At 42.2% G+C, this 24,130-nt stretch carries 24 protein-coding genes; 2 read left to right on the top strand and 22 right to left on the bottom strand.

The genetic code is table 11. The features are described 5' to 3' along the window. The first annotated feature begins 8 nt into the window (after positions 1 to 8). Positions 9 to 1,007 carry a hypothetical protein gene (locus EI981_RS06000; protein WP_126996335.1) on the top strand — a complete coding sequence of 333 codons (999 nt, stop codon included), beginning with the start codon at positions 9 to 11 and terminating at the stop codon, positions 1,005 to 1,007. A gap of 73 nt (positions 1,008 to 1,080) precedes the next feature. Here the strand turns inward: EI981_RS06000 and EI981_RS05995 are convergent, their stop codons facing one another. After that, on the bottom strand, positions 1,081 to 2,007 hold the full coding sequence (locus EI981_RS05995; protein ID WP_126996333.1) for a DMT family transporter: 927 nt from the start codon (positions 2,005 to 2,007) through the stop codon (positions 1,081 to 1,083). 349 nt (positions 2,008 to 2,356) lie between these two features. On the opposite strand from EI981_RS05995, the gene EI981_RS05990 reads away from it, so the two are divergent. After that, positions 2,357 to 2,710 (top strand): hypothetical protein, encoded by a 354-nt coding sequence (locus EI981_RS05990; RefSeq protein WP_126996331.1) that lies wholly within the window; start codon positions 2,357 to 2,359, stop codon positions 2,708 to 2,710. Between the two features lie 113 nt (positions 2,711 to 2,823). On the opposite strand, the gene EI981_RS05985 is transcribed toward EI981_RS05990, so the two are convergent. From EI981_RS05985 to EI981_RS05890, 21 genes are all read right to left on the bottom strand, one after another. Continuing rightward, positions 2,824 to 3,051 carry an RNA 2'-phosphotransferase family protein gene (locus tag EI981_RS05985; RefSeq protein WP_126996329.1) on the bottom strand — a complete coding sequence of 76 codons (228 nt, stop codon included), beginning with the start codon at positions 3,049 to 3,051 and terminating at the stop codon, positions 2,824 to 2,826. A gap of 101 nt (positions 3,052 to 3,152) precedes the next feature. Continuing rightward, positions 3,153 to 4,400 carry a hypothetical protein gene (locus EI981_RS05980; RefSeq protein WP_227011714.1) on the bottom strand — a complete coding sequence of 416 codons (1,248 nt, stop codon included), beginning with the start codon at positions 4,398 to 4,400 and terminating at the stop codon, positions 3,153 to 3,155. A gap of 406 nt (positions 4,401 to 4,806) precedes the next feature. Continuing rightward, the gene (locus EI981_RS05975) at positions 4,807 to 6,147 is read right to left on the bottom strand and encodes a hypothetical protein (RefSeq protein ID WP_126996325.1); all 1,341 of its coding nucleotides are present in this window, start codon (positions 6,145 to 6,147) and stop codon (positions 4,807 to 4,809) included. Between the two features lie 41 nt (positions 6,148 to 6,188). Beyond that, positions 6,189 to 6,752, bottom strand: coding sequence for a DL-endopeptidase inhibitor IseA family protein (locus EI981_RS05970; protein ID WP_126996323.1), 564 nt, complete (start codon positions 6,750 to 6,752; stop codon positions 6,189 to 6,191). Further along, a complete protein-coding gene (locus tag EI981_RS05965) occupies positions 6,753 to 9,038 on the bottom strand; it encodes a pesticin C-terminus-like muramidase (RefSeq protein ID WP_126996321.1) in 2,286 nt (761 codons plus the stop codon). 54 nt (positions 9,039 to 9,092) lie between these two features. Further along, a complete protein-coding gene (locus EI981_RS05960) occupies positions 9,093 to 10,733 on the bottom strand; it encodes a hypothetical protein (protein WP_126996319.1) in 1,641 nt (546 codons plus the stop codon). Positions 10,734 to 10,985: 252 nt separating this feature from the next. Then, positions 10,986 to 11,162 (bottom strand): hypothetical protein, encoded by a 177-nt coding sequence (locus tag EI981_RS28950; RefSeq protein ID WP_162616103.1) that lies wholly within the window; start codon positions 11,160 to 11,162, stop codon positions 10,986 to 10,988. A gap of 8 nt (positions 11,163 to 11,170) precedes the next feature. Next, complete coding sequence (locus tag EI981_RS05955; protein WP_126996317.1) at positions 11,171 to 12,046, bottom strand: copper amine oxidase N-terminal domain-containing protein; 876 nt, start codon at positions 12,044 to 12,046, stop codon at positions 11,171 to 11,173. A 154-nt stretch (positions 12,047 to 12,200) separates the two neighbouring features. Next, on the bottom strand, positions 12,201 to 12,500 hold the full coding sequence (locus EI981_RS05950) for a hypothetical protein (RefSeq protein ID WP_126996315.1): 300 nt from the start codon (positions 12,498 to 12,500) through the stop codon (positions 12,201 to 12,203). A gap of 36 nt (positions 12,501 to 12,536) precedes the next feature. After that, positions 12,537 to 12,863 (bottom strand): WXG100 family type VII secretion target, encoded by a 327-nt coding sequence (locus tag EI981_RS05945; protein ID WP_162616102.1) that lies wholly within the window; start codon positions 12,861 to 12,863, stop codon positions 12,537 to 12,539. A 43-nt stretch (positions 12,864 to 12,906) separates the two neighbouring features. Beyond that, positions 12,907 to 16,788 (bottom strand): type VII secretion protein EssC, encoded by a 3,882-nt coding sequence (gene essC, locus EI981_RS05940; RefSeq protein ID WP_126996311.1) that lies wholly within the window; start codon positions 16,786 to 16,788, stop codon positions 12,907 to 12,909. Positions 16,789 to 16,790: 2 nt separating this feature from the next. Next, entirely contained in the window at positions 16,791 to 17,612 is an 822-nt protein-coding gene (locus EI981_RS05935) for a DUF5050 domain-containing protein (protein ID WP_126996309.1), read from the bottom strand. A 14-nt stretch (positions 17,613 to 17,626) separates the two neighbouring features. Next, entirely contained in the window at positions 17,627 to 17,857 is a 231-nt protein-coding gene (locus EI981_RS05930) for an EsaB/YukD family protein (protein ID WP_126996307.1), read from the bottom strand. Between the two features lie 18 nt (positions 17,858 to 17,875). Continuing rightward, entirely contained in the window at positions 17,876 to 18,376 is a 501-nt protein-coding gene (locus EI981_RS05925) for a hypothetical protein (RefSeq protein WP_126996305.1), read from the bottom strand. Further along, positions 18,373 to 18,876, bottom strand: coding sequence for a hypothetical protein (locus EI981_RS05920; protein WP_126996303.1), 504 nt, complete (start codon positions 18,874 to 18,876; stop codon positions 18,373 to 18,375). The genes EI981_RS05925 and EI981_RS05920 overlap by 4 nt, the downstream gene beginning before the upstream one ends. A 6-nt stretch (positions 18,877 to 18,882) precedes the next feature. Next, positions 18,883 to 19,089, bottom strand: coding sequence for a hypothetical protein (locus tag EI981_RS05915; protein ID WP_126996301.1), 207 nt, complete (start codon positions 19,087 to 19,089; stop codon positions 18,883 to 18,885). A 32-nt stretch (positions 19,090 to 19,121) separates the two neighbouring features. Further along, on the bottom strand, positions 19,122 to 20,003 hold the full coding sequence (locus EI981_RS05910; protein WP_126996299.1) for a hypothetical protein: 882 nt from the start codon (positions 20,001 to 20,003) through the stop codon (positions 19,122 to 19,124). After that, positions 20,000 to 20,983, bottom strand: coding sequence for a hypothetical protein (locus EI981_RS05905; protein ID WP_126996297.1), 984 nt, complete (start codon positions 20,981 to 20,983; stop codon positions 20,000 to 20,002). Before EI981_RS05905 ends, EI981_RS05910 begins: the two co-directional genes overlap by 4 nt. After that, complete coding sequence (locus EI981_RS05900) at positions 20,961 to 22,430, bottom strand: TadA family conjugal transfer-associated ATPase (RefSeq protein WP_126996295.1); 1,470 nt, start codon at positions 22,428 to 22,430, stop codon at positions 20,961 to 20,963. Before EI981_RS05900 ends, EI981_RS05905 begins: the two co-directional genes overlap by 23 nt. A gap of 14 nt (positions 22,431 to 22,444) precedes the next feature. After that, the gene (locus EI981_RS05895; RefSeq protein ID WP_126996293.1) at positions 22,445 to 23,272 is read right to left on the bottom strand and encodes a CpaE/TadZ family protein; all 828 of its coding nucleotides are present in this window, start codon (positions 23,270 to 23,272) and stop codon (positions 22,445 to 22,447) included. Further along, entirely contained in the window at positions 23,251 to 24,126 is an 876-nt protein-coding gene (locus EI981_RS05890) for a flagellar biosynthesis protein FlgA (RefSeq protein ID WP_126996291.1), read from the bottom strand. The genes EI981_RS05895 and EI981_RS05890 overlap by 22 nt, the downstream gene beginning before the upstream one ends. Positions 24,127 to 24,130 lie beyond the last annotated feature (4 nt).

The raw sequence follows: 24,130 nt of genomic DNA, 5'->3' as shown, positions 1-24,130 counted from the left end.
ATTTTGCATTGCATAAGAAGATGATGAGGATAACGTTGGCCCTTGCAACGGTATTGGCGCTTGCTGCATGCAACAATAAGCAGCCTGACACGGAACCAAACACTAATGCCCAGAACCATGAAAATGCAAGTGAACAGAACGTCCCATCTAATGAACAGAATAATCCCTCTACAGATCAAGATGATCAAGCTGTAGCAGATCAAGCTGCGAAGGTGAGCGCCGAGTATAACGCATTGTTGCAGAACGATGGCAAGCTGTCAGAGGCGATCAGCTATCTTCAGGAGCATATTAATGAGGTATCCAGAGAGCAGGCCACTCAAATGCTTCTCTCCCTTGAGGACGCGCAGATACAAGCAACACCAGCCCTTGAAGAACGTTATTACGCAGAAGGCATTCTGCAGGAACTGGCCAATAACGATGCCTATACGCGCAGTCTGGAAGATATCATCTCCCAATTACCGGATGGCAAGCTGAAGGATTTGCTGTCTGAGACACAAGATAACGGTTATTTCCTCTATTCAGTAGAGGGGGTCTTCTTCCCGGTTATCGATTACGAGACCTATACCCAATACGAGGATAAGATTAATGAGGATATCGCGGCTTATATCAAGCTGAAGGCCAGGGATACTAAAGCGCCAGCTCTTCGTGACGCAGCAGTTGCCGTCAGTCTGGAAGAGCTTCTGAATCGAGCGCTTGATGCCGAGTCCTTCATGACAGATTATCCTTCCTCTCCTCGTTATAAAGAAATGAAGGATTTGTTTCAACAGTATAAGGGGGCTATTTTCTTTGGGAGCGATAATAGCCAATTATTCGACTATTCCACGCACATCATGAATGATGAAGCCCAGAAGACCTACAACGCTTATGTAAGCAAAACTGAGGCCAGCCAAAGCCAGCTTCTTGCCGATCTCAAGCAATATATGGATACTGCGGCCAAGAACGATTATAAGGATTCGGATACATTGAAGAAGATGCGTGAGAAGTTTTTGGGGATAGAGCCTGAGTAGCCGTTAAATAATGAAAAAACCCGAAAGAGAAGCGCCTGTCAGAAGGATGCTTATCTTTCGGGTTTATTTTACGCTAAGCAAGTAAACGCAGCAGCAAAATGCCTATCAGCGCGGTCGACAATCCCAAGACCTCTCGCAGCGACATCGACTCCTTCAGATAGAACCGGGCATACAGCAGTACGAACACAACGTTCATGGCGCTGATCGCTGAGACGATCCCGGTCACTCCTCCACGAAAAGCCGGGATCAGGAAGATCATGCCGGCGATATTGGAAATCCCGACAAACAGACCCCAGCCAAGCGTCTTGCCGCGGCTCCATTGCACAGGAGCGGAAGCTGTTGCAGTAGAAGCTGCACTCGATACAGAGCCTTCAGTCTCTGCGACTGCACTACCGGCCACCTTCTTGGAGGTCCTGTACTGGCTTATGGCCCACTGTGTGCCAAATAGTACCGCTCCCGTCCCATACATCACGGATAACAACGGAAGCGTAGAGGCTCCCGAAAGTGTGGCTTGCTTGGAGGTTAAATCGGTCATGCCGAAGAACAGCATGGTCAGAATGCCCCATTGAATGCCTTTTAATTGTCCAAGCTTTAAATCCTGGGAGTACTTAATCAGCAATAGTCCGAGAATAACCACGGCAAAGGAAACAATCTGCCACGGATTCAACGTCTCTCCCCACAACAGATAAGCCACAATGACCACGACCACGGGCGGCAGACCGGTGAATAAAGCGATCAACGATGCCTTGCCGACCGCGTAGCCTTTATACATCGAGGCGTTAGCGATGAAGGAGAATACCCCCATCAACAGACCGATCATTGCCCCATTATTCCACGCTTGACCCGCAAACACATTGCTGGCCAGTGCAATGATTGTTCCCGACAAATAAACGCCAAACAACAGTAAATTCCGATCAAGCGGACGCTGGGACGTCCACTGATACAAGATTCCCCGCATCCCAAAGCATGTTGCCGCAGCCACAGCAAAGACAAACCACATTTCTCTCGTCCTCCTACTCTATGATCTCTCTATTTATGTATTTTTCCTTGAAACCGTAAGAAGCCCATAGAAAAAAAGCTGACACCTCCGTGTCAACTCTATTCCTTGACATGATTATGTATGATAAGCCATCTTCAGATGCTTAATATGAAACTCTTAAACTTTGATTATACACTAGAATTGGGGGAAGAGATAGGGAAATTAATAGCATTGGCTCATCTAATCACAATGAAAATTCAGAAATTTAATATATATGCATATAATCATTATTTTGTTACAATAGTTAAAATATTACTTTTCAATCTTAGTTTTCTTCTGTTACTCCATAATATGAAGGGAGGTGAAATTAATGAAAAAAGTTGCATTGATCTTATTACTGGCCTTATTCTCTTTCTCTACTAGCGCATTTGCTGCCTATACTGCAACATCCCATGATTTGACAGTCAGTCAATCAGCTCAATATAAATTAAGTGTCGGACTATGGAGCTCTACGAATGAAACTGTTGAGTTATCGCTTTATTCCAAAGGGCCTTCCGGTCAACTTAGTAAAGTCTTCTCGACTACTGCAAATATTGGGCCAACCTCTCCAAGTCCAGTCGAGTATTCAGTAGGTTATCTTAGTGCAGGCACTTATGTCCTTAAAGGACAATTCCAAGGATCATATGGCAGTCTAGGACCTGTAAGTTTGAATCAAACTTATTAATATTCGAAAACGGCCAGACGTATTATTTCAAACGTTTGGCCGTTTATTTTCCAAGCAAAATAGCCTGATAAAGCCTCGCCATCGGTTGAAGTCCCTCAATAAAATCTGATCAACTAAATGTCTTGCTGTCCCATGATACAGGATTGAGGGTGGACAACTGCAGTTTTTAATATTTTTTGAGGTGTAGAATGGCCATAAATCGCTCTTATTCTACCATCCAAAATCTCATGTCGCTTTTTATCTGCCATCTCAATCATATTAACTAAATTTCCAATAATTCGCTTCTTATTTTGGAGCAGACGACTCACATCCTTGGACATGTCGGTGATTTCCTGCTCCATCGTTGTCGCAAATGCTCCACTACTCTTCCCAAATTGTCGTGTTGATCAACCAATTCACCATCTCACTCGTTTTGTAGAGAAGTGGCTCCGCCTTGCTGTCACTACTGTCTACTCAAAACAACTTGTTCGCCATTTAAAAACACTGTAATAACAGGATCATAAATTAAAGTCCCGTCATATGCTAAAGCGTACCATTCTCCACTTTTAAGGCTATTATTTACCATCTTTGTCCGTTTATATTTTGCTATAACATCGGTTAATTCTTCTGCAAAATAAGCAGTATCGGAATTTGAATCATCTGGATTTGATACTATTATTTTTTCTATATTCATCTCATCCGTTTGAACAGATGTGCTCTCAATTTTTAGATCCAAGCCTACTAACAAGGAGCGTTCATCAGACTGCTCTGTAATATACGACAAGAACTCATATTCATCATCTTGATTGGCTACCAGATTTATGGCCTCTTGATAGCTTTCACTCTCATAAGATTGTGGCGAGATTATCGCTATAATATGCTCATTGTTTGATGAATATCCAGAATATACAACGGAATGTTCCAAGACACTCCTCAGTTCCTCTCTACTTTTATTTACTTGATTGAACTCGTATTCACTCAGTTTGAAAAATCCCAACTTATCTAACGTGAGCAGCCCCCGGGCTCGATCCGAAGCTAATATTTGAGTATACTTGGAATTATTGTCTGCATGAATTAGTTCTCTATAATGTTGAAATTCTTCCCATAACTTCTTCTTAACAGGGTTATCCTGCTTATGCAGTGCAACTTGAGAATAATCTTCGGTAATAGGGCTATTCGTTCCAAGCTTATATTTCGAGATTCCCCAGCTAGTTATTTTTGAATCAATAACGAATACTCGAAAATAATGATCTTCCATCTGATATTCATAGATCTCTGCTGTTAGATCTTTCGAAATGACTACACCCAAATCTACTAATTGATCATAAGAATACAATTTATAATTATTCCCATACACCTCTTTCAAAAGGTCTATTTTGTCTCCAGCTTTAACCCCTAACTCAGTTGCTTCATCATTCTCATATTCAAGTTCATATAGTATATAATCATGATCAAAAGTAAAACTTATCCCTTCTGTCCATATGGACTTATTTCCCCAATCCCATGCGTCTGAATCGCCGGTATTTTCAATTTCATTTATTATTTCAATATCATTAGCTTCAAGAACCTCTCTGACTTTATCAATTGTCATTCCGAGGTGAAACTGTTGTAAGTTCTGAACTTCATTCTCCTCTTGAATTTTGTTATGTATCTCTTGGCTAGCTAGGTTTGTATTCGTATCTTCATTTAGGTTACATCCAACAGTGGCCAATACGATGCACACTAGCAGGATCCAGGTTGACAGATACTTCACTTCCTATACCACTCCTCCATATATAGTGCTTCACCAGTCTTTGTTCAACATCACTTTATTGCTTATACCTTCATCATTCTCATTTGATATAACAGTGTATATCCAACACTCTCATTAGGCTTGTAGGTAGGGGGTTGGATCATCTGGACATAGTCTTGAGGTTTGTCCATTAACACCTTGGGAAGTCCCTCAATATTGAAAGGCTTTGCATCCGGAAATCCAACCTTCTTCCCATTCACAACAACCCGTAAAGGGAAATCCGCATGCACGATGGATTTCGAAGGTCCAAGAGATTGAATCAGTCATTTTCAGTGAGGAGAGCATCTATAGAGTCTTTCACAATCTCTGGTGTGTATTCCTACTATTACTCATACAGATATGTTCTTAAAGATTTCGTAAATACCAGATCTCCATCTGTAAATGACCAATCTCCCTCATTAGGATAAATCTTTAGACTCACCTCAAGTTGATCATTATTTAAACGCAAGACTCCCTGGCTAAGCCCCTCTGTTCCATAGCCATCTCCTTCAAAGGAGAATTTCAACTGATTATCAACAACTTCACCTGAAAAGCTTACTTCTGCTATTTTACTTAAATTGTAGCTAGCTCTACTGAGAGTCCCCCCAATCTTGCCATCTTGATAGGAATCAATAGTTAGGCTGGCTTCACCAGCATAGTAGATACCAACTAATGAGCTTCTCTGCGTATCCTTGATCACATCAGTGTATTGAGCTTGTAACGAAGAATGATATTGGTTAGTCATATAAATAGATTCCCCCTTCGTTTTTATAATAAATTGTGAGTATCCTTCCGTGTAATCCAACACATAGGGGGGATTTTCAAACCAAGGACTCTCTCTGGTTTTAGCCATAAAGACGTGCCAACCCTTCTCAGCTTCTATTTCTGAAAAGATGAGCTCTGTAGCAGTCCCTTTTCCTACATGCTGAAGAATCAATGTATCTATTTCACGATCAGGGAAATAAACATAAACGTATTGATCATTTAATTCAAACATTTCGGTATTCTTAGAAGATGCATTTATTCTCGAGCCATATGTGCTAGCAGCATTGGCTTGTCCGCCCCACATATTTAATGTGTTCAAGTAATCATAAGCTGGAGAAGCTACTTCATCACTCAATGATCTCTCCATTGCCCCACCCGTACTTGTATAGGCAATATCCTTAACAGGCAAGACCGAGCAACCAGCTAAACCCTTTATTTGAGCAGCATCCACTTCCCAAGGTTTATTCTCCTCGGAAGAAGACCGTACCATCTCATTAAACTTCTCTTCGGACGTATCCATTTCAATAGAAGTATTCCGATACCCCATACCCGGATAGATCAGTATGGTATCTCTCTCCTCACTAAAAAAAATAGGCTGAGGTTTCTTTGCTAGAATTGAGTTTGTTTGTTCGAGATCTGCGTCATACAAACCAAATTTTTTATTTAAATAAACTTGCGATGAAAGAATACTAAACATCGTACTTGAATATTTTTGTCTTTCTCTTGTTAAGGATTCCATACATAGCTTCGCATTATCCTTATCGGAGAGGATCCCTTTTTCAACTCCTTGTTCTTCATAAGAATCAATACTTGTTTCAACATCATTTGTTATTGAAGACAGTGGAACGGAGATACTATTTTCTTTTTCATTACTACAAGCAGATAACATAACTAATATAATAAGTAAAATCGCTTTCCGCATGTACCTCTCTCCTCTCCGTAGGCAAGTAATATGCTAATTAACTACAGGATATTTACTGGGTCTGTATTGATCCTCCATCCACTATTCTCAATATTGACAAATTCGACTTCTATCGGTTCTGTAACTCCGTCGATGTCGGGAACAATAAATTCATATACTTTAACATCCGCCTGATCCTTCTTTAATGTTCCTTTAGCTTCATCCCATTTAAGCATAGATCCCACATCATAGGGTTGATATGATAACTTGCCGTTAATTTCCGATATAGGGTACGAATCAACCAGTTCTGAAACAATATCTGTACTAAAAAACGGTAGAAGTGCCGCTTTTATTTTTTCCAGTGAATCTAGATCATCACAAAAATAATAATAATATTCATCGTTCGCGATTCTTTCGTCATTTAACTCTGCACTTCCCCCTCCATCATGAAAGACGCTATAGAACTTAGCAATTGCTTCTGTCCTTAGCTTTAGAGCCGCTTCTTCATTTAGTGTTGGTATCATAGGTACATTCTCCTTCGCATTTGTCATATCTTTAAGACCGCATCCTACTATAAAAGAGACCATTATAACAACAGCTAGCAGTTTATATAAATTCCCTCTCACTCACTTTCCCTCCTTAGTTATAAACCTAATAGATGTAACAGGAGCTTCATTATATCTGGATGCTTTATCCAAGGTTTTTTCTACCCCGCCCCAAGGATCGACAATAGTAAAATCTTTAGCAGCTTTACCATCTCCCTTATATCCTATCGCCACCACAAAATGGGTTACTCCATTTCCATAAATTTGTATCAGAACTGGCTCTCCCTTATCCAAGCTGTTTCTTGCAAGCGCCAAAACCTCAGCTTCTGTAAGTCCCCTTTTGTCTGAATATTTCAGTCCATAAGCTTTAGCCGCTTTGGAGAAATCCAGCATGTACCCCTTACCGACAAACTTAGATTCTACCGTTCTAAAGTCCGTTTTCGCTCCAAAAAAGTTAGCTACCATAACGAATGAAGCCACAGCACAACCCTTTTTGTTTAGATCAATTTGATTTACCGGTTCAACTTTAAGATTGTTCCCACTCCCATCTAGGGTATTGGTACTTTTATCAGGTGGGTTATATGATGGAGAAGTTATAGTAGAATTCTCATTGGATTTTAATGCATTTTTTAAGAAAGCCGCTTCAATATCTCTGCGAACTTGCAACCCGTTAGTATTTGGCCATAGGCGCTTCATTTCTGTAATCTTACTTGCAATATAATTCAAATCCGATTGAGAGAAAACAGTCTTATTCTTCATAAAATCCGATATTTCGACCATTTCCTTGCGGCGATTGTTAGTTCTATCTAAACCTCCACCCCGATTAATAACTAGGCTTACTAAAGCCCCTTGTGCATTTTCAGGCAATTTGTCGAAATTTGGAAAGGTCTTTTTGGCTAATCCCACATATTTAGGTAACGTTTTGTTTAAATAAACAGACTCCGCCTTATCCAAGCTTATAGTCACTTTACTAACCGCTGCTAATAGATTCTTCATGTTTTTATTATTCGCATTATCGCCGTCTTTCAAGTGTTTCCCAATACATTGAGATAAGAGTTCGAAATCCGAGCTGGACAGCTTATCCCCCCAGTCCCTCTTAAATTCTTCTAAAGAAATTTGTCCCAAGTCATAACCGATTCCTATAGTAATGCCACTACTCTCACCTGGTAGAATAGGATGCTGATAATGTCCTATATAATATTCTTTACTAGTAATTTCAAATTTTAAAATCATATCTATACTTTCCCTGGATAGTAGTTGATTCTTCTGAGGTTCTAATTTTGTATTAGAATTAGTGGTGATACTTTCCGATTCACTCAAATACTTCCCCGCAGATCCCGTGCCTGTCCACATATATTTTAAGTCCACATCGTCTACCATTCCTGAGGACAGGGAGTATTTCTCCTTCAGGGTTGTCCGGAGTTTCTCAGCGTATATATGGGCTCCTTCCATTTTCTTCTTCATATCTTTTAACTTGTATTCATGCCAGGCTACCTGAGCGCGGCCAATCTCGCTAAGCCATTTATGTATTTCATCCAACTGTTTTTTGGCCCAGGCCCCTTCAGAACCACCCTTGATCACTAAACCCAGTAAATATGTATATTGATTATCTTGAGGCATAAGTACTGATACTGATTTTCCGTCTTTTGTAAGCTGTATGGATGGATCATAAGAACATGCTTGTAATGCTGTTCCTGTGTATAGGTGACTTAGATTGACTCCTTCTTTGTAAAGCTCTTCTTTTATGCCATATCCCTTTAATATATTTCGCTGTCTCATTGCTTCTTTATGAGCCATCTCCATCAAATAACTGTTACCAAACAACTTATATGTTGCATAAGCCACTTGCGCCCTTGCAATGGTGTCCCGCGCTTTGAATATGGCATCCAGCTTCTCTTTCGCTTCTTGCCGTTCTTCTTCTGTGCCGTTCATCGCTTTCAAGTGCAATTCCTGTACTACAGGGTCTTCGAACAATTTATCCATTAAATAGTTGTTCAGCCCTTCACCGGCAAGGTCCCCACCACTGGAATAATAAGTAGAAGGTGGTTGGGTTTGACCGATCATCCTCTGTGTCGCTTTTTCTTCTGCCTGATACTGTCCGGAAGCCTGTAATAATGCGGTTGACTTTTTTGCTAGACCTTGCGTTACCTTGTCGGCTAGTTTCCTTACTTCCCGTAGATCCTCCTCGACATGATTCAAAGCCAGCTGTACATCCCGTTGTTCAGAATACTGTCTTCGAACATCGCGAATTAATTCTGTAATGATTGAATTGATGTACTTCTCCCGATCCTCAACCGTTCCACTTAAGCGCTTCAGACTAGCAGATAGCTCTTCCAGTTTAGTAGAGTCCACTTTGATACTACTCATTAATTATTTCCTTTCCCATATCAAGTTCTAATAACAAACAAAGAAATAGCTTGTTTAATAAATTTGATCATCATATTTCAGTAAAAAATCGAAGAGATTCATTGCGGCTTCACTTTGTGGCATCTCTTTTAAAATGCTGATTATGTTATCATAAGAACCTACTAGCTGTTGCCTTGCTTCTTTTAGTTGTTTTATATCCGACTCATTTATAGTTTCAATTGAACCTGAATAATAAAATTCACGATATTTTGATAATTGGTCGATTCTTTCACTAATCTGGTCTTTATTTATTTTTTGATCTAGATTGATTTCTAGCTGATTTAGGTAAATATAAACTGCCACATCCACCATAGCACTTCGTCTAGAAGAGAAATGACTCCACATCGTCCCTCCCCCGTCCGCCAAGTAATGGACAGTGAACCAAGTACCATTTAATTCCTTTATGTGATCTAGCAGCTTGTTCGTACTTATTTTTAAAGAAGAATCCTTACTCGTCAATTTATCGATTTGAGATGAATAGCATTTTCCCATTTCGCTAAAATATTCATCCGTTGCAAATTCTGATTCATCTGTTGATATCATGTTATGAGCCTCTTCATACACCGTAACAACGCGATCGATATTCAGGAGTTCTAAGGTTGAATTATTGCACAGATAAGATAAATTCCCTTCTTCTATTTCATCTGACACAACTGTTGACTTAAAAGTCCCCCATATCTCTTCAAGCTGTAATTTCATATGATTAAATTCGCTCAGTTCTTGTTCATTATTAGGTCTATTGGTAAATGTAGTTGTCACAGCCACAATCCAATCCTTGTCTTGTGAGATGATATGAAATTGGGCTTGATCACTCTGACTCAAAGTACTCCATTCAGTTATATTCATAGATGAAAGTCGAAATAATGGAAAATCACTATGACGGCCCAAATATAATATAGTCGGCTCGTTACCTATATCTTCTATTGCAATCCGTCCAATCCATGAATCAGGAAGTGTCAACGTACCATAACTTGTAATTATCTCATTTGGGTTCAATAGAGTCGGCTTTTCATCATAATATCCCCATGAATGAATCGACATAACTGCACTGTCTTCAAATACGTTAGTCGTTGTAAAATTGACACTAAATTCGTCTAGAGGGTAGGAAATTCTATAAGTCCTGTCTTCTGTAGTTCCCAATGACCCAGCATCAATTATTGTTTCACCTAATTGCTTCATAATATCAGCAAAATTCATTCCACCCTTCGTCTTACCAAAATGAATAGGACTTGAAGACATAATATCTACTTGACTAACAGGTATCCCAGCCTCTTCCGTTAAATAAAACTGTAAGCCAGCTTGTTTCAACTTGATCCATTCCAAACCTGATTTCTCATCTATACCTTCAACAGGAGTTTCATCATATGTTTTCTTTAAAGCAGCAAACAATGATTCCTTATCCATATCGAAATATGAGATGAAATTTTGATAAAAAGTTGGATTACTCAAATCAAATTCCGGTTTAAGCTCAGTAGCCTGCTCAAGTGTGACTTGATTACCTATTGCCGTTGAAGATTCTTTTGGTTCTTCGGATAATTTCTTTGTCGAGTCGCATGCAACTAAGAATATAATCATTAGAATTAAAGTAATTAAAATATATACTCTATTAGCAGATAGCTCCTCCAGTTTAGTAGAGTCCACTTTGATACTACTCATTAATGATTTCCTTTCCCATATCAAGTTCTAATAACAAACATGGCGACAAAAGTTTATCTTTTGCCGCCATATCTAGTCTAATTATTCAAATCATCAAACATTGAACCTACTACAGTTACATTGATTGAATCCATGTCTGCAATGCCTTTTAGGAGGTCTAGGTTGCTGTACATATGCTTCATTTCAGTTAACTTCGTGTCATCAAACCAAACCTTGATACTATAATTCCCATTTGGCATATTGGCATGGGTGTTATAAAGGGATATTTTCAGGATTTACTTGAATGGTTATCTTTGACGTTTCCGTAATTTTGTAAATATACTGTCCTTCCTTTACATATTCACGGTAATTATATTTGGTATTGCTGCCTTCTGTACGTGAATCACTGTATCCCTCTAATCCCTGATGTCTATTAAATATATTTTTCATAGAAAACCCTACTTATACCAAACTTCTATATTCACATCAAGCCATTCCTTTGATTCCACAACAATTTTATAGGTATCATCTTTAAATACTTTTTCTGAAAGTACATCTTCCTGGTTCTTCTTTTGCCTTACATATTTCGTAACTTCATCTACCGTTTTACCGTCTATCTTTTGGCGTAAAAGTTCATCAAGATCTTTAGCTTGTGCATCAAGGTTATCCATAGTCAACAATATGCTCAAGATTGTTCTAGTATTTCCGTACTCTTTTTTATAATGAGTTGTACCCGGTGATAATCCAGATTTATAAATACTATAATAGCTAAAGCCTTCCGTCGTTCGTTTGTCAGTCTTTCCCTCCATAGATCTGGAGGCTTCCCAAGTCTCTTGATCAACTGGCTTCAAAGCTGGATTTTCATCAGTCTCCCCACTAGAAGCTGTCGTTCCATCCCCCGTTGTAATCTCAACGGTATAATTGGCTGAATCCCACTTCACCTTGGCTCCCAAGCCTTCACTTACAAAGCGCAATGGAACGAAGGTTCTGTTCGATTTTCTTAAGGCAGCCGTATCCATGAGTTTAGTAGACTCGTTGATTTTATAGGATTTCTTGCCAATGGTTAGGACGAGCTTTGTTCCATCGAGTTCAATCGTAACTTCCTGTGTCTTGCTGGCCCAGCCCACCTTGGCACCAAGTGCTTCACTTACAAATCGAACAGGAACCTGTACCCGATTATTCTTATCTACATAAGGCTGGGCATCCGGAAAAGAGATTCCTACTCCGTTGAGCTTTACCCTTAAAGACGATGGTGCCGCGGATGATATTCCCGACAACATAACAAGAACTAGAACCATAGACACTAGCACTACTCCAACTTTCTTTATTCCCATTAACTCCCCTCCTTACTTTCAAAGACTTATCTTCCTTCTAATTCTCTTCTTGTTCACTCTATATATGTTAAATAGTTATTTTCCAACCTAGCTTACCTATAAAACGCTAGACATGGTGGCGACTATAGCCGCCACCATGTCCACACTTACCTGATTAGATTTTGAGTTGACTTGCAAGATCTGCATCACTTTGTCTCTTGATTTCAGCAATATTCTGGATCAGCTTCTTGTAATCATCAACCCAAACGTTCAGGCTTTTAACTACTTCCGCTTTAGTTGTTTGGAAATTACCAATAAATGCCTCTTCCGAGCCACCAGACCACCAAGATCTGACACCTTCAACCATAGTCGCCATCTTTTTCAGATCAGCTTCGATTTTACTGATTTCACTTTGTAGTTTGGACTCCAAGTTTTTAGCTTGGTCAAAATCAAACTTTTGTTGGTTCGCTGCCATTTTTATTTCACCTCCTTTCAAGCTGTTCCTATCTACCTAATACTGCATGATCTTGGATGCCTTCTTCTGAGCCTCAGCCCTGGCCGCAGCCTCGGCAGCTAATCTTTTCTCATCATCTGCCCGTTGAACTTTACTACTTAAACTGCTCAGATTGGAGGACAGGCTTGTCATTTTACTGATCAGAGATTTGATATCTGTGTGCAACTCCTTATATCCGGTTCGAAAAGCCTTAGCTGCGTCCCCCTGCCACCAGGAACTCGAATCATTAACCTGCCCATAGCAGCTTGAAGCCTCGCTATTGATATCACTTTTTACTTCTGATACCCGGCTGGCCTTATTCTTGATTTCTGATACAGTTGACATATCCATTTCCCCTCAGATATTTAGGATCTCGGCACCCGTAATGTTAATTAGTAAGCACTAAAGATTGCGTAGCATCATTGGCCGGAATGGTTGCACATCTCATGCCTACAAATTTGCTCTTATGAATGAAATAGCCATCATAATTGTCCATTTCCTTCTCCGTCATGCCATAAGGCAATCTTGCCGAGAAGAGCCCCTGCTCCTTGATACTGCCAAGCAGAATCCCCGTCTGCTCTTCCTTAATCGCTTTACCAAGGCTATCCCAATTGCCGTTAAAATCAGAGATCACATCCGCAGCTATAAGAGCTACCTTCATCCCGCGCTCCTGCTTCACAATCCGTTCAAGCAGTTCTTTGAGTGCGTAATTATCCCCGTCGGTGAACTCGCTCAGCTTATCGAATACGAAGACAATTTGCTTCCATGATCTCATCAATTGCTTGATGTCTCCGCCTCCTCGCCTACACTCTGCCATCTGGCTCCGGCGTTCATCCAGCAGTTCCTTCATCTCATCGATAAAAGATTCCTCGACCTCCGCCAAATCCGTGACATAAGGAAGCCTCATGATCTCGAACAGTCCCATACCATTGGAATCAAGCGCATAAACTTGCACTTCATCCAGTAGGCTAACCCAGGAACGAAGCAATGTGCTTTTTCCAGACATTGCTTCACCGGCAACCATAATAATCGGTGTGGTATAAAGATCAACATAGACAGGTTGAAGATCATTATTAGCCAAGCCAATAGCGAGCTTACCTGCTTCTTTATTGATCTGCTCGATATCAATGCTCGATGGCATAATCGGAATAGGTTTGGCCTGGAACGTCTCAAGACTTGCAAAACGATCCAGAAGTTGATCGCAAGTGAGTCCTTCATATTCTGGCAGCGAAGCCTGAAACTCCAACGGCGGCTTGCCTCGTACCAAGCCCCTGCCGAGAACCTTCATAGGCTCTAACCCTTCCGTCCTGCCGACAACTCCTGCGTAATCCCCTTTGTCTGTCATCTGGAAAGTAACAGCCAGCTTGAAATTGACACTGAACTTATATCTTACGAAAGTAGCGTTAGAAGCTGTTGCCACCAGGTAGATACCATATTTCGTCCCTTCCCGGGCCAGTAGCATCATATGTGCATCCAAATCCTCATAGGACTCCGATAGAGCGAAATAATTATCAATCATCAGTACAATCGAGGCTAGCTTCCTTCCACTATGTCGATAAGCGTTAAAACCGTTACTACCGCTCTGCTCGAACAGTACTTTCCTCTCTTCGATCTCCCTGAATAGGAACATGATAAACTGATCGATCTTGGCCTTCTCCTCAATGGTCATAACACCGCCTACATGAGGAAGCTTCTCGAAAATGCGAAGCGAGTTGCCTCCGAAATCCATGATGTAAATATTCACATCTTCAGCAGAATAGTTATGTGCCATAGACATACAGAGCGTCTTTAGAAATTCTGTCTTACCGGTCCCAGAAGCACCGTATACAAATAAATTTCCTTCATTTGCAAAGTCAATCTCCAGTAGATCCTGGCTTTGGCTTCTTGGATCATCCATTATGCCAACAGGTACTCTCAGCAGGTTCTCCTGTTTAGACCAATGTCCAAGCTCTTGTTTATTTTCTAAAATACCATCAGTGTATACTAATTCTGGAAGTGGAGGCAGCCAAGGCCCCTTCAACGGCTCAATATTAGTCCGTTCAGCGGTTCTAACGATATGCTCTACCGTTGCGCCAAGTTGCGAAGGCAGTTCATGCTTCACAATCTTTTCTTCATATCGAGGATAAATTTGTTCGATCCTACCGTTTAATGAAACTTCGTAGATTCTTTTTGTTTTGTTTTCATTTTTTTGCAGCTCACCTTCAGGATCATAATCAGCACCAGAATAAGTCGATTGGAATAATTCGAATATCTCATCATTTCCTACCTGGATAAATGCCCTGCCTGGCTCCTTGATCATCGCGGCATCCGGACGCTTGATGACATCCCGGCTATCCCGCTCATCCTGTACCTTGAGACAAATCTTGAATTTAGAGTTACTCCAGATCTGGTCATCTACTACCCCGGCCGGTTTCTGAGTGGCCAGGATCAGATGCACTCCCAAGCTACGGCCTACACGGGCTGCACTAACCAGTTCCTTCATAAAATCAGGCTGGTCCTGCTTCAATTCAGCGAACTCATCCGCGATCATGATCAAATGCGGTATGGCCGGCATATGACCGCCTGCATTGTGGCTATAGTACAGCTTCTGGTACTTATCGATGTTGTTCACGCCAAACTCGGAGAACAGACGCTGTCTTCTCATCAGTTCGCTCTTAATGGATAGAAGCGCCCTTGTAGTCTGATTCCCGCCCAAATTCGTAATCGTGCCTACGAGATGCGGCATTCCCTGGAAGACATCAGCCATGCCGCCGCCCTTATAATCGATAAGTACAAACACGACATCATGCGGGTGATAGTTGATCGCCAGAGAAATAATGATGCTCTGAAGCAACTCACTCTTCCCTGATCCGGTCGTCCCTGCCACCAGTCCATGCGGACCATGTCCAGTCTCATGCATATCCAGATGGAATAACGTTCCACCCGCTTTAGCCCCAATCGGAACACTCATCCCCTGATACGGCTTATTCATATTCCAGCGTGTTAATAAATCAATTTCCCCGGTCTTCTTCGCTTGCAGCATATCCAATAGCGTTAATGAGGTGGGTAAAGTAAAGTTGCCGCCTGAATTTTTAATTCGCAGCGGAGCCATTTTCCGAACCGACTCGCTGAGTGACTGCAGGTTGACCGTATCCGGATTGAAGGTCGTCTTTTCTCCGGTCTCCCGGTCGGCCAGCTCTCCAGTTTTCCCCTGAACCAATATAACTTGCTTACAGTTCATCGGAAGATAGGCCTGATTTCTGGCAATATATACGGAAGAGATTCCAAGCGAAGCGCTTTTGTTGTAAAGGTATTTATTAACCGGTTCCTCTTCAAGAAGAGACGGCTCCTCGATAATGAACACATAATGGGGAAGGGGAATTCCGCCAAGCTTCTTCATCTCCCGTTCCTTGAAGACGGTATTTAATTCTCCAAATACAGCATGCGCGATGGCCTTGCCGCACAGCAGAAACCGAATACCATATCCCTCGCTCCATAGATGCGGTAAATGCTTAAGCCAATCCCATTTCTCCAAGCCTTCTTCAGAGGCCAGTATAACGACCCGCACATCATCGTAGCCATGATGAGTAATGAGCTGAAGCAGCATTTGCGTAACCATGTCAAAGGTCTTGTCTTCCTCGCCTGCAATGCCGCATATTTCTGATGCAATGAGGTCAACAGAGACAGGAACGCCCGGTACACGGTCAAATTCAAGCGCTAACCGCTGCGGCTCCATCAAGAGCGGATCTGTCTCCATAATGATCGCCTGCTTGGTATAATTAATTCGCAAGGCAGCTGATACACTCCCCACCCCGAGACGAAGCGATAGAAAGTCCGGAGATGACGGCGTTCTTTCCCAGAGACGATTGTCCGATTCCTGTATTCGCTGCAGGCAGGCATTAGGATCGGGATTCATCTCATTCATCGCTTTGATCTGCTGTTCTCTGGCAAGCTGTAGTTCACTTCGACTGTCGGCAATGAATTGCAAATACTTCTTCTCCCGTTCCTTCTTCTTCTTTTTATACTTCTTGATTTGAGAGGCGGCCCCGGTTAGAGAGACAATCAGAGTCATGATCGTCATCGAAATAGACAACAGCATGTACCTTGAATTGGAGGTCATCGCCAGCAGCATTGAAATAACGAGCATGACCGCTGGTGGAGCTAAAATAGCAAACCACGCTATTTCCGGTTTATCATAAGCACTGGGCGGATTGGGTATTTCAATTTCACCTCTCGGCATTTCCGGCAGAAACCGAGGCTGACGACTAAATTCATATTTTTCGTTAATCATAATTACCTCTCAGAGAAATCAATTTTGACGGCTTGACCACCTGTTAGCGACATGCTGTTCCATTCTCTGCGGCTACAGAAATAAATCCTGTCCTCTACGATATGAAGGTAATCTGCACTTTCACCGCAAATCCGTATTTTATGCCCCATCTCCGGATCAATACGGTATATGGTCATCTCATTGCCGCGGTTAGCACAGTACAAATAACGCCCGTCACTATTCAGACTATTCGGTGAAATATCTTGATCCAGTTCAGTAGTTCCAGTATGTAAATTTAGTAAGGTCAGTAAATAACGATTCTTTCGATTGGCGTAGGCTAGCTTGTTGCCGATTAAGAGCATATGAACCGCCGTATCTTCCGAGACGAGTTCTCTATCCCGGCCGGTCAGACTACAGCTTCTGATCCCTTGTTGAGTCGTGTAATAAATGCGTTCCTGATCGATTAGAAAAGATTCAACTTTATCATCCGCAATCCGAGACTTATCCCTGCCATTCCAAGTACAGCGATAGATAGCATGATCAGATTCATTGAGATAGTAAATCCAGTCGCCATGAACAATGACTCCATACGCTGGCTGATCAACGAGCACTTGTGAGATGTGTGTTCCCAGATCGATGCTGCATAATTTATTTCCACGCGCCTGATCACTGTACACGATCATATTCTCCGCCTGGTTCATGAACCAGAACACGCCATCCAGCAGCTTTGCTTCTTCAGTTGCGTTATTGTACATCCATGTACCAGAGTAATGCTTAATATCCGTCAGAAGCAGATTTTCGCCTATTTTTAGAGCTAATCCGCCATTGCTACCGTTTCCTATCATTTAATCGGCCCCTTCTATATGAGAGTAAGCAGCGCTCCATCCGCTACGCCCTCCTCTTCAAGTGTCCGGGTGTGTTCCAGAATTCGCCCCAGAGGCTCCGCCTGAATCCGATGCTCAGCTCTAATCGGCAGCCCCAGCGCTTCAGACAGCATAGCGAGGAGATCTTCCGGAGTCACAAATACCGGAATCTTCAGCTCCTTCGTCATCTGCGGCCCCGCCTGAAAAGTGACTATAATATAGTCCATGCCGTCACATCCCTATGGTTAGTTCTTAATGGAGAGGATGAGAATTCGTTCCTCAACTAAGTTATTCTTTTCGTTAATACTCATCTTCTCCACTAATTGCATCGCTTTAGTTTTAAACTTATATTCAGTCTCAGCTCTCATCCTTACCGTTGTAACATATTGATTGGATAATCCGTCCCCTTCTTTTACAAAATCCAAAGTTACAATAATATCATTATATTTGTCTTTCTCTGGTTTGAATCTATATTTATTAATACCATCCGAGTTTACTAAAGATAGATTCATTGATTTCAGAAATGCATCTGCAAAATATTCAGCAAACAGTTTTTCATTAACTACGGCATTTAAATCCCTCTGGAATTTATACTCCAAACTTCGATCCTTGGCTGAACGAGCAGATGTAATAATCGCAGTACTAAGAATTAACTTTTCACGTCCTAGATTTACTATTTCTATTAATGGCTGAACTATAACGGAAGCTAAGACTAATAGTAATAAACCAATAGCGACATTTCTCATGGTTGTCCATTCCAATTTTCTAAATATTCGTCATATTCCAGATCTTTATAATGCTTGAGGCCCGTCGTTTTTAACGTAAAAGATACAGGTATTTCTCTTTCATACCTCTCCCCCCATAATTTAACACTTAGAGGGTATACAGCACTTATCGTTACTATTACTGATTCTCCCCGCTGCCTATAAGGTTTATCTGCATCATCCTTTTTCTCATAATCATATACGTCATCATTTCCTTTAGTAGAATGGTGATCTTCATGTTCAGCAACAATTTTTATGTCATTAGCTTTCTGAGAAAAAATTGGACGCTTCTCCAATCGCTCCTTTGTATCGTTATAATAACTTTCTTTAAGATAATTATCACTTGCTACGTACTGAGTAACATTAAAAGTTTCGACAACTAAAGTCATATACCAGGGAAAGAAGAAAACCAAGTTAGTAAATAGCATAATAACGATGACAGCAAAAATTGAAATCAACATAGATTTAGCAAAGGCTCGCATTTATGTTTATCCCGTTATTTCGTTAATGTATTTCGTAAATATTCCGAATATTGTATCCAACCACTCCCCGATTTTGCCATTAACAATGGTAATAGAAAGACCTACGAGGACAATCACTCCAACAGTAATCGCTATCTGTTTAATCCCAATCTCTCCCCTTTCTTCTCTCCAGAAAGAGGTTCTTTCATTTTTTCTTTGACTTTTTTGCTCCATAACTTAATACCTCCATTTTTTTAAGTGCATTTTTATAGAAACATTTTGATAGAACTCATAATTGAAAAAGCAAAATAAACCATTATATAAATCCCCAATACCCCAATCAGCACCAGCTGAACCCTAGAATTCGTCTTCTGCCGACGCTCCAGATCCTCCTCCAATGCAAGGATTCGGTAACTGTCCACCTCGTTCTTGAGATAGACCATTTGCGAGATATTGTCATAGCCTTTGAGCCGGGTTTCCATTACATCGCAAAACTTGATGATGTAATGAATTGGCACGCGCTTTTTCAGCTGCTTCAGGGCGTATTCCTCGCCATACTCAATATTGTCGAGCATAACACCCAGCTCCTCGGCCATATCCGCCTGGGCATTGGGCAAATAATCGCGGATGACATCCGCCAGATAAATATTGACCGATTTCGAGTACTGGTAGTAAACCATGCTGTAGAAGGCCGGAAAATCGAAGGCAATATTCTTGTTCTTCTTCTCAATCTTCTTCTCCATCTCCGATACCGGATACATCCAGCCTAGAACGATGAAAATCGCTGTTACATAACCAAGGAGCTGATTCGCCGTCATCATCACGACCGTTACAACGATCCCGCAGGCCATATAAAACAATTGCTCTGCCCGCAGCTCTTCCGCCTTGATTGGAAGATCGAGGCGATCGATCATTTTCTGGAATCTCATTCGCTCGGCATTACTGAGCAGCTTGCTAACATACTTCTCTGCGAAGTTGCGTTTGAAGTTCTTAAGCTTCTGATTGAACTGCTCGTTCTTGCGCTCCTGCAGGTACTTGCGGTTGCGCTTCTTCTGCCTTCGATTGACTGGCTTGAAATAGGGATAAATAAATACCTTCACCAGATATATCACACAGGCCAGAGCGATAAGCTTCACCAACAGACTCATTTGCCATCACTTCCAGGTCCCAGATTTCCCTGCAACGCCTGCGTTCGGGCGAAGCTCAGACAAATAATACTGATCATTGATGTATTGATGACTTTCCCAAAAGTCGTATAGAGCATGAACTCGCGGAAATCCTTGACCGATAGAGCGTACAGGAAGAACAGCACGATAATCACGGTCTTCAGTAAAAAGTCACGATTCATCTTGCGGAAGATCCGGTCCTTCCTGGCGTTGATCTCTCGTAGCACGGCATTCTCATCAACAATGTCGAGGAAGATATCGGCCATCCCTTTGCGCTCATTGTATTCGAACACGATCGCTTTCTTGGTGAAGTTATCGAACTTGGGACCAAGCTGTCGGTTAAGGAGTGTAATCGCCTGCTTGAAGGAGTAACCGTTATTCTCGCAGTTATCGATGAACTGCTGGAAGTACGGCCTGATCCCGGGCCTAATGTACTCGTCGCTCTCCATCACCTTCTTAATCGCCACAAGCACTCCCTCTCTGGCAAGAGGACAGATGATATCTTCAGCATCCATGATGCTCTCCAGCTTCTCCGCCTTGATCGCCTTAGACTGCATGACGAAGTAGGTCAAGAGCCCAATGAAAATAGCAACCGTAACGACTACCGCCAGAGTCACGTTCTGCATAAAAATGACGACGACCAGGACAACAATCGCGAAGCAAATACAGAGCAGAGACGTAAAGCTCTCTAAAGTCAACGGTAAATTGAAGTCAATGATCAGTCCCTCAACAAGCCGGTTGTACTTCGCATACACATTCTCTTTCTGCTTAACGATCCGTTCCTTCTTCATCCGCTCCACATAGCGTTTCGTGTTGTATTTCCCTAAGTACTCTGCGAAAGTATCCAATAGGTTCAGGAAGAAACGACCTGTCCCTTCGAAGAAACGAATCTCGAACATGGAGTTCAGAACAATAAATGCAGCTATACCGAAGAACAGACTAATGATTGAAGTTGTATCCATCGAACCCATACTCCTCTATCTCATCTTCTGCAGGCTCTGCTGTCAGAAACTCAAATCTGCTTCGCTTAATCCCCGCCTTGATCATCGTCTGCTGCACCTTCTCTGACAATGTCCCCACCCGCTTATGTTTACCAATGATCTTCAGTACTCGATGCGTCTCCTCGTCTTCCACCACATCCTCAGAGATAAATTTATAGATCGGATTGATAATCGGTTCCAGACCTTCGGAGCCGATCACCTCGGAGATTGAAGTAACCTTACGTGTACCATCTGCGAGCTTCTCCTGGAACACAACAAACTTGACGGCGCTGCAGATGTTGCGAAGAGCAAGTTCAGCCGGCTCATTCGAGGCCATCAGATAGGCTGTCAAGAAGCGGAAGATCGCCTCTCTGTCTCCTTCGGCATGCAAGGTTGTGAAGAAGAAGTGCCCGGTCTGGGCGGCGCGAAGCGCGGTCGCGAACTCTCCCGGAGTTCTCAACTCCCCTGGGCCAATCCAGTGAGGGGATTGCCGCATCGCGTTAATCAGCAAGTTCTCCATCGTAGCCGGACTGGCATCATCGTCATCCGGAACCGATTCATACTGCAACACATCATTAATGATTCTGCCATGCTCCAGATTCCCTTCGCGGCGAAGCAAGCGCATTTCCGATGGATTCTCTATCGTGATGATTCGGGACAGCGGGTTAATCTCCTTAACCATCATTTCGTTAAGCGTTGTCTTGCCGCTGCCGGTCGGCCCTACCGTAATCCAGGACAGGTCAGATTTGGGAAGCAGAGACAGCATCTTGAACATGTTCACAGAGAATGATTCGTTCTTGATCATCATTTCCGGTGTGATGCTCTTCTTGCTGAACTTCCGGATAACTACCGCAGGCATATCGTAAGGAGATATATCTGCATGTGTCGCATTGACCCGGTATCCTTCAATCGTCCTGGCATTGACCATCGGAATTTTCGGAGTTAAGCGTACTTTGGAGACGCCGAGCAGCTTGGAGATAATCCTCTCCAGATGATCACGATCCAGAAATTGATGCTCCCAAGGTAATGTCTTACCGCCTGTCTCAACAAAGATCTGCTCTATCCCGTTAATGCGAATCTCATCAATTGCCGGATCCTCCATCGCTTTCGTAATCGGACCATAGTGAGTGATCTCGTCAATCAGCGCCCTTTTTAGATCAACCAATTCGTAATAGCCTTCGACAACCGGCTTCTGTGAATCTACGAACTCATTGATGTAGGCCTTGGTCATCTCTCTCTTTCGTGCAGGATCATGTTCCCGTCTGAAAGCATGCGTCGCCACCTTGGTGATATATTTCTGGCAATGCTCTAGTGCCTCTTCAAATTGAATCGTCGTATATTTGTTCTTCAGGTCGTCCATATCTTCTTTTTTGCTGACCTGATAGCTCACCTTCTGCTGCATATCACTAATCTTGGCGCGAGTAAGCATTCGTCTCTCCCTCCTTACTGGTTGCAGAGGATATCCGTTAGGCGCCTCATTTGCTTCAGAAAATATCTGTTAATCAGAGGATTATCCCTTACATACAGCTTGCCTTCCAAGGAATAAGCGTAAGCCGCCTTCACATACGGCAATGCAGCCACAATATTGAGTCCGAACTCACTGATTGCCTTGTGATCATAGTTAATATCCTGGATGTTCATCAGAATAACGCTCGTGAACTTGGCTGTACTAATGCCGACCGATGAAGCAAAATCGAGCAGCCGGATCATGTTGCTGGTTGCTTCAATCCGCTCGGTAGAAGTAAAGAAGCCGATATGAGAAAATTTCATCGCTCCCAGACAGAATTCCAGCGGAGGGTTATTCGGTATATCCACTAGCACGATATCGAACATGCCCTTCAGCGTATTAATTACATGTTCCAGATGATCGAATTCAAAATCCAAATATTCCTCAATCAGATCATGCGGACTTGGGGAGAGCAGGTATAGTCTCTCGTATTTAGTAGCCTGGATCTCTTCCCGGAAATCCACCTTGTCGCTCTTCAGTACACGTATAAGTCCGCTGCCTTTCTTATTCGGCTTAGCATCCAGATAGTGATACAGATTGGGATTGAAGACCTTCAAGTCCAGAATGCAGGTATTTAAGCCCTTCTGGGATAGCATGTAGCCTAAATTGCTAATCACAAGCGCATTATCAACCATATCGCAGGCTGGTATAAATCCGATGACGCTATAGATGAGCTTGCTCTCCTGGAATTCGGAGCCCATATATTCTTTGGGAGATATTTTGTCTAGTACCTGATCGAGGCTTAGTCTTTCGGTTTGATCCATGACTCTACCTCCCTCTGCAAGGTAGGCAACTGATCTAATATCACCTGACTGTTCTTGCGACTAAGCATCGTTATCAGATACTTTTTACCGTCGTACCCGTTATATTTGGCAAAATTATCGATTTGCTCCTTCGTTCCTTCCAGCAGCAGCGATTTCGGTTGAATACTCTTCAGAAAGTCATTGCTCTTCATCACTTCCTGCCGCTTGTCTTCACTAAGCTTAAGCACCTCTTTGTAGACTTCATAAATCGAGTGGCTGCTTGAGTTGAGCATGTCACGGACTTCGATACTGTCGAACAGTATCTCTGTCTTCATCTTGGATCCTCCAGAGGAATATCCCGCATTGGGATTGCCCGCTGATGAACCTTCTTCCTGTTCATAGGAGACACGGATCCTCACCCGATCCCCAGGCATCAGAATATCTCCACCTGCCTCCAGGAAGTTATAGGGCAAGGTAAGAACCTCATGTTGATCCTCCATTTCATAGAGCCATTCATTCTGCTGCGGCTTTTCATCCATGAATTGATCTTTGTAGAGGATGCTGTCGTCCCGCAAGTAGTATTTGGTGAATTTGTCCACCACAGAATCCATATCCTTCGCCAGTACCATATCATCGGAATATTCTCTGCGAATGATCGAGTACTTCTTGATTTGTTTCTCTGTGATTGGAACGTAAGCCGGAACTCCCCCCGACTGACTTATGCGAAGGACCTCCACCGTATCCTTGGCTGCCTCATTGGCATTATTGAGAACAACATAAGAGACAATAATGATAAGAATACTGAGCAGTAATGCTAAAATTTTCTTGAACAATTTTCTGTTCGGGGATACGCTCTTTACCGTCTTTAAATCCATAGTG

It is taken from the genome of Paenibacillus lutimineralis, assembly GCF_003991425.1.
GTDB classification, from domain to species: domain Bacteria; phylum Bacillota; class Bacilli; order Paenibacillales; family Paenibacillaceae; genus Fontibacillus; species Fontibacillus lutimineralis.
Note: the sequence above shows the minus strand (reverse complement) of the source record. Positions and strands in the feature narration are given on the sequence as shown.

Bases quoted from the DNA above. Each gene is read 5' to 3' on its own strand.
- EI981_RS05995 (WP_126996333.1), bottom strand. From the start codon at position 2,007: ATGTGGTTTGTCTTTGCTGTGGCTGCGGCAACATGCTTTGGGATGCGG.
- EI981_RS05990 (WP_126996331.1), top strand. From the start codon at position 2,357: ATGAAAAAAGTTGCATTGATCTTATTACTGGCCTTATTCTCTTTCTCT.
- EI981_RS05985 (WP_126996329.1), bottom strand. From the start codon at position 3,051: ATGGAGCAGGAAATCACCGACATGTCCAAGGATGTGAGTCGTCTGCTC.
- EI981_RS05975 (WP_126996325.1), bottom strand. From the start codon at position 6,147: ATGCGGAAAGCGATTTTACTTATTATATTAGTTATGTTATCTGCTTGT.
- EI981_RS05965 (WP_126996321.1), bottom strand. From the start codon at position 9,038: ATGAGTAGTATCAAAGTGGACTCTACTAAACTGGAAGAGCTATCTGCT.
- EI981_RS05960 (WP_126996319.1), bottom strand. From the start codon at position 10,733: ATGAGTAGTATCAAAGTGGACTCTACTAAACTGGAGGAGCTATCTGCT.
- EI981_RS28950 (WP_162616103.1), bottom strand. From the start codon at position 11,162: ATGAAAAATATATTTAATAGACATCAGGGATTAGAGGGATACAGTGAT.
- EI981_RS05955 (WP_126996317.1), bottom strand. From the start codon at position 12,046: ATGGGAATAAAGAAAGTTGGAGTAGTGCTAGTGTCTATGGTTCTAGTT.
- EI981_RS05950 (WP_126996315.1), bottom strand. From the start codon at position 12,500: ATGGCAGCGAACCAACAAAAGTTTGATTTTGACCAAGCTAAAAACTTG.
- EI981_RS05945 (WP_162616102.1), bottom strand. From the start codon at position 12,863: ATGTCAACTGTATCAGAAATCAAGAATAAGGCCAGCCGGGTATCAGAA.
- essC (WP_126996311.1), bottom strand. From the start codon at position 16,788: ATGATTAACGAAAAATATGAATTTAGTCGTCAGCCTCGGTTTCTGCCG.
- EI981_RS05935 (WP_126996309.1), bottom strand. From the start codon at position 17,612: ATGATAGGAAACGGTAGCAATGGCGGATTAGCTCTAAAAATAGGCGAA.
- EI981_RS05930 (WP_126996307.1), bottom strand. From the start codon at position 17,857: ATGGACTATATTATAGTCACTTTTCAGGCGGGGCCGCAGATGACGAAG.
- EI981_RS05925 (WP_126996305.1), bottom strand. From the start codon at position 18,376: ATGAGAAATGTCGCTATTGGTTTATTACTATTAGTCTTAGCTTCCGTT.
- EI981_RS05920 (WP_126996303.1), bottom strand. From the start codon at position 18,876: ATGCGAGCCTTTGCTAAATCTATGTTGATTTCAATTTTTGCTGTCATC.
- EI981_RS05915 (WP_126996301.1), bottom strand. From the start codon at position 19,089: ATGGAGCAAAAAAGTCAAAGAAAAAATGAAAGAACCTCTTTCTGGAGA.
- EI981_RS05910 (WP_126996299.1), bottom strand. From the start codon at position 20,003: ATGAGTCTGTTGGTGAAGCTTATCGCTCTGGCCTGTGTGATATATCTG.
- EI981_RS05905 (WP_126996297.1), bottom strand. From the start codon at position 20,983: ATGGATACAACTTCAATCATTAGTCTGTTCTTCGGTATAGCTGCATTT.
- EI981_RS05900 (WP_126996295.1), bottom strand. From the start codon at position 22,430: ATGCTTACTCGCGCCAAGATTAGTGATATGCAGCAGAAGGTGAGCTAT.
- EI981_RS05895 (WP_126996293.1), bottom strand. From the start codon at position 23,272: ATGGATCAAACCGAAAGACTAAGCCTCGATCAGGTACTAGACAAAATA.
- EI981_RS05890 (WP_126996291.1), bottom strand. From the start codon at position 24,126: ATGGATTTAAAGACGGTAAAGAGCGTATCCCCGAACAGAAAATTGTTC.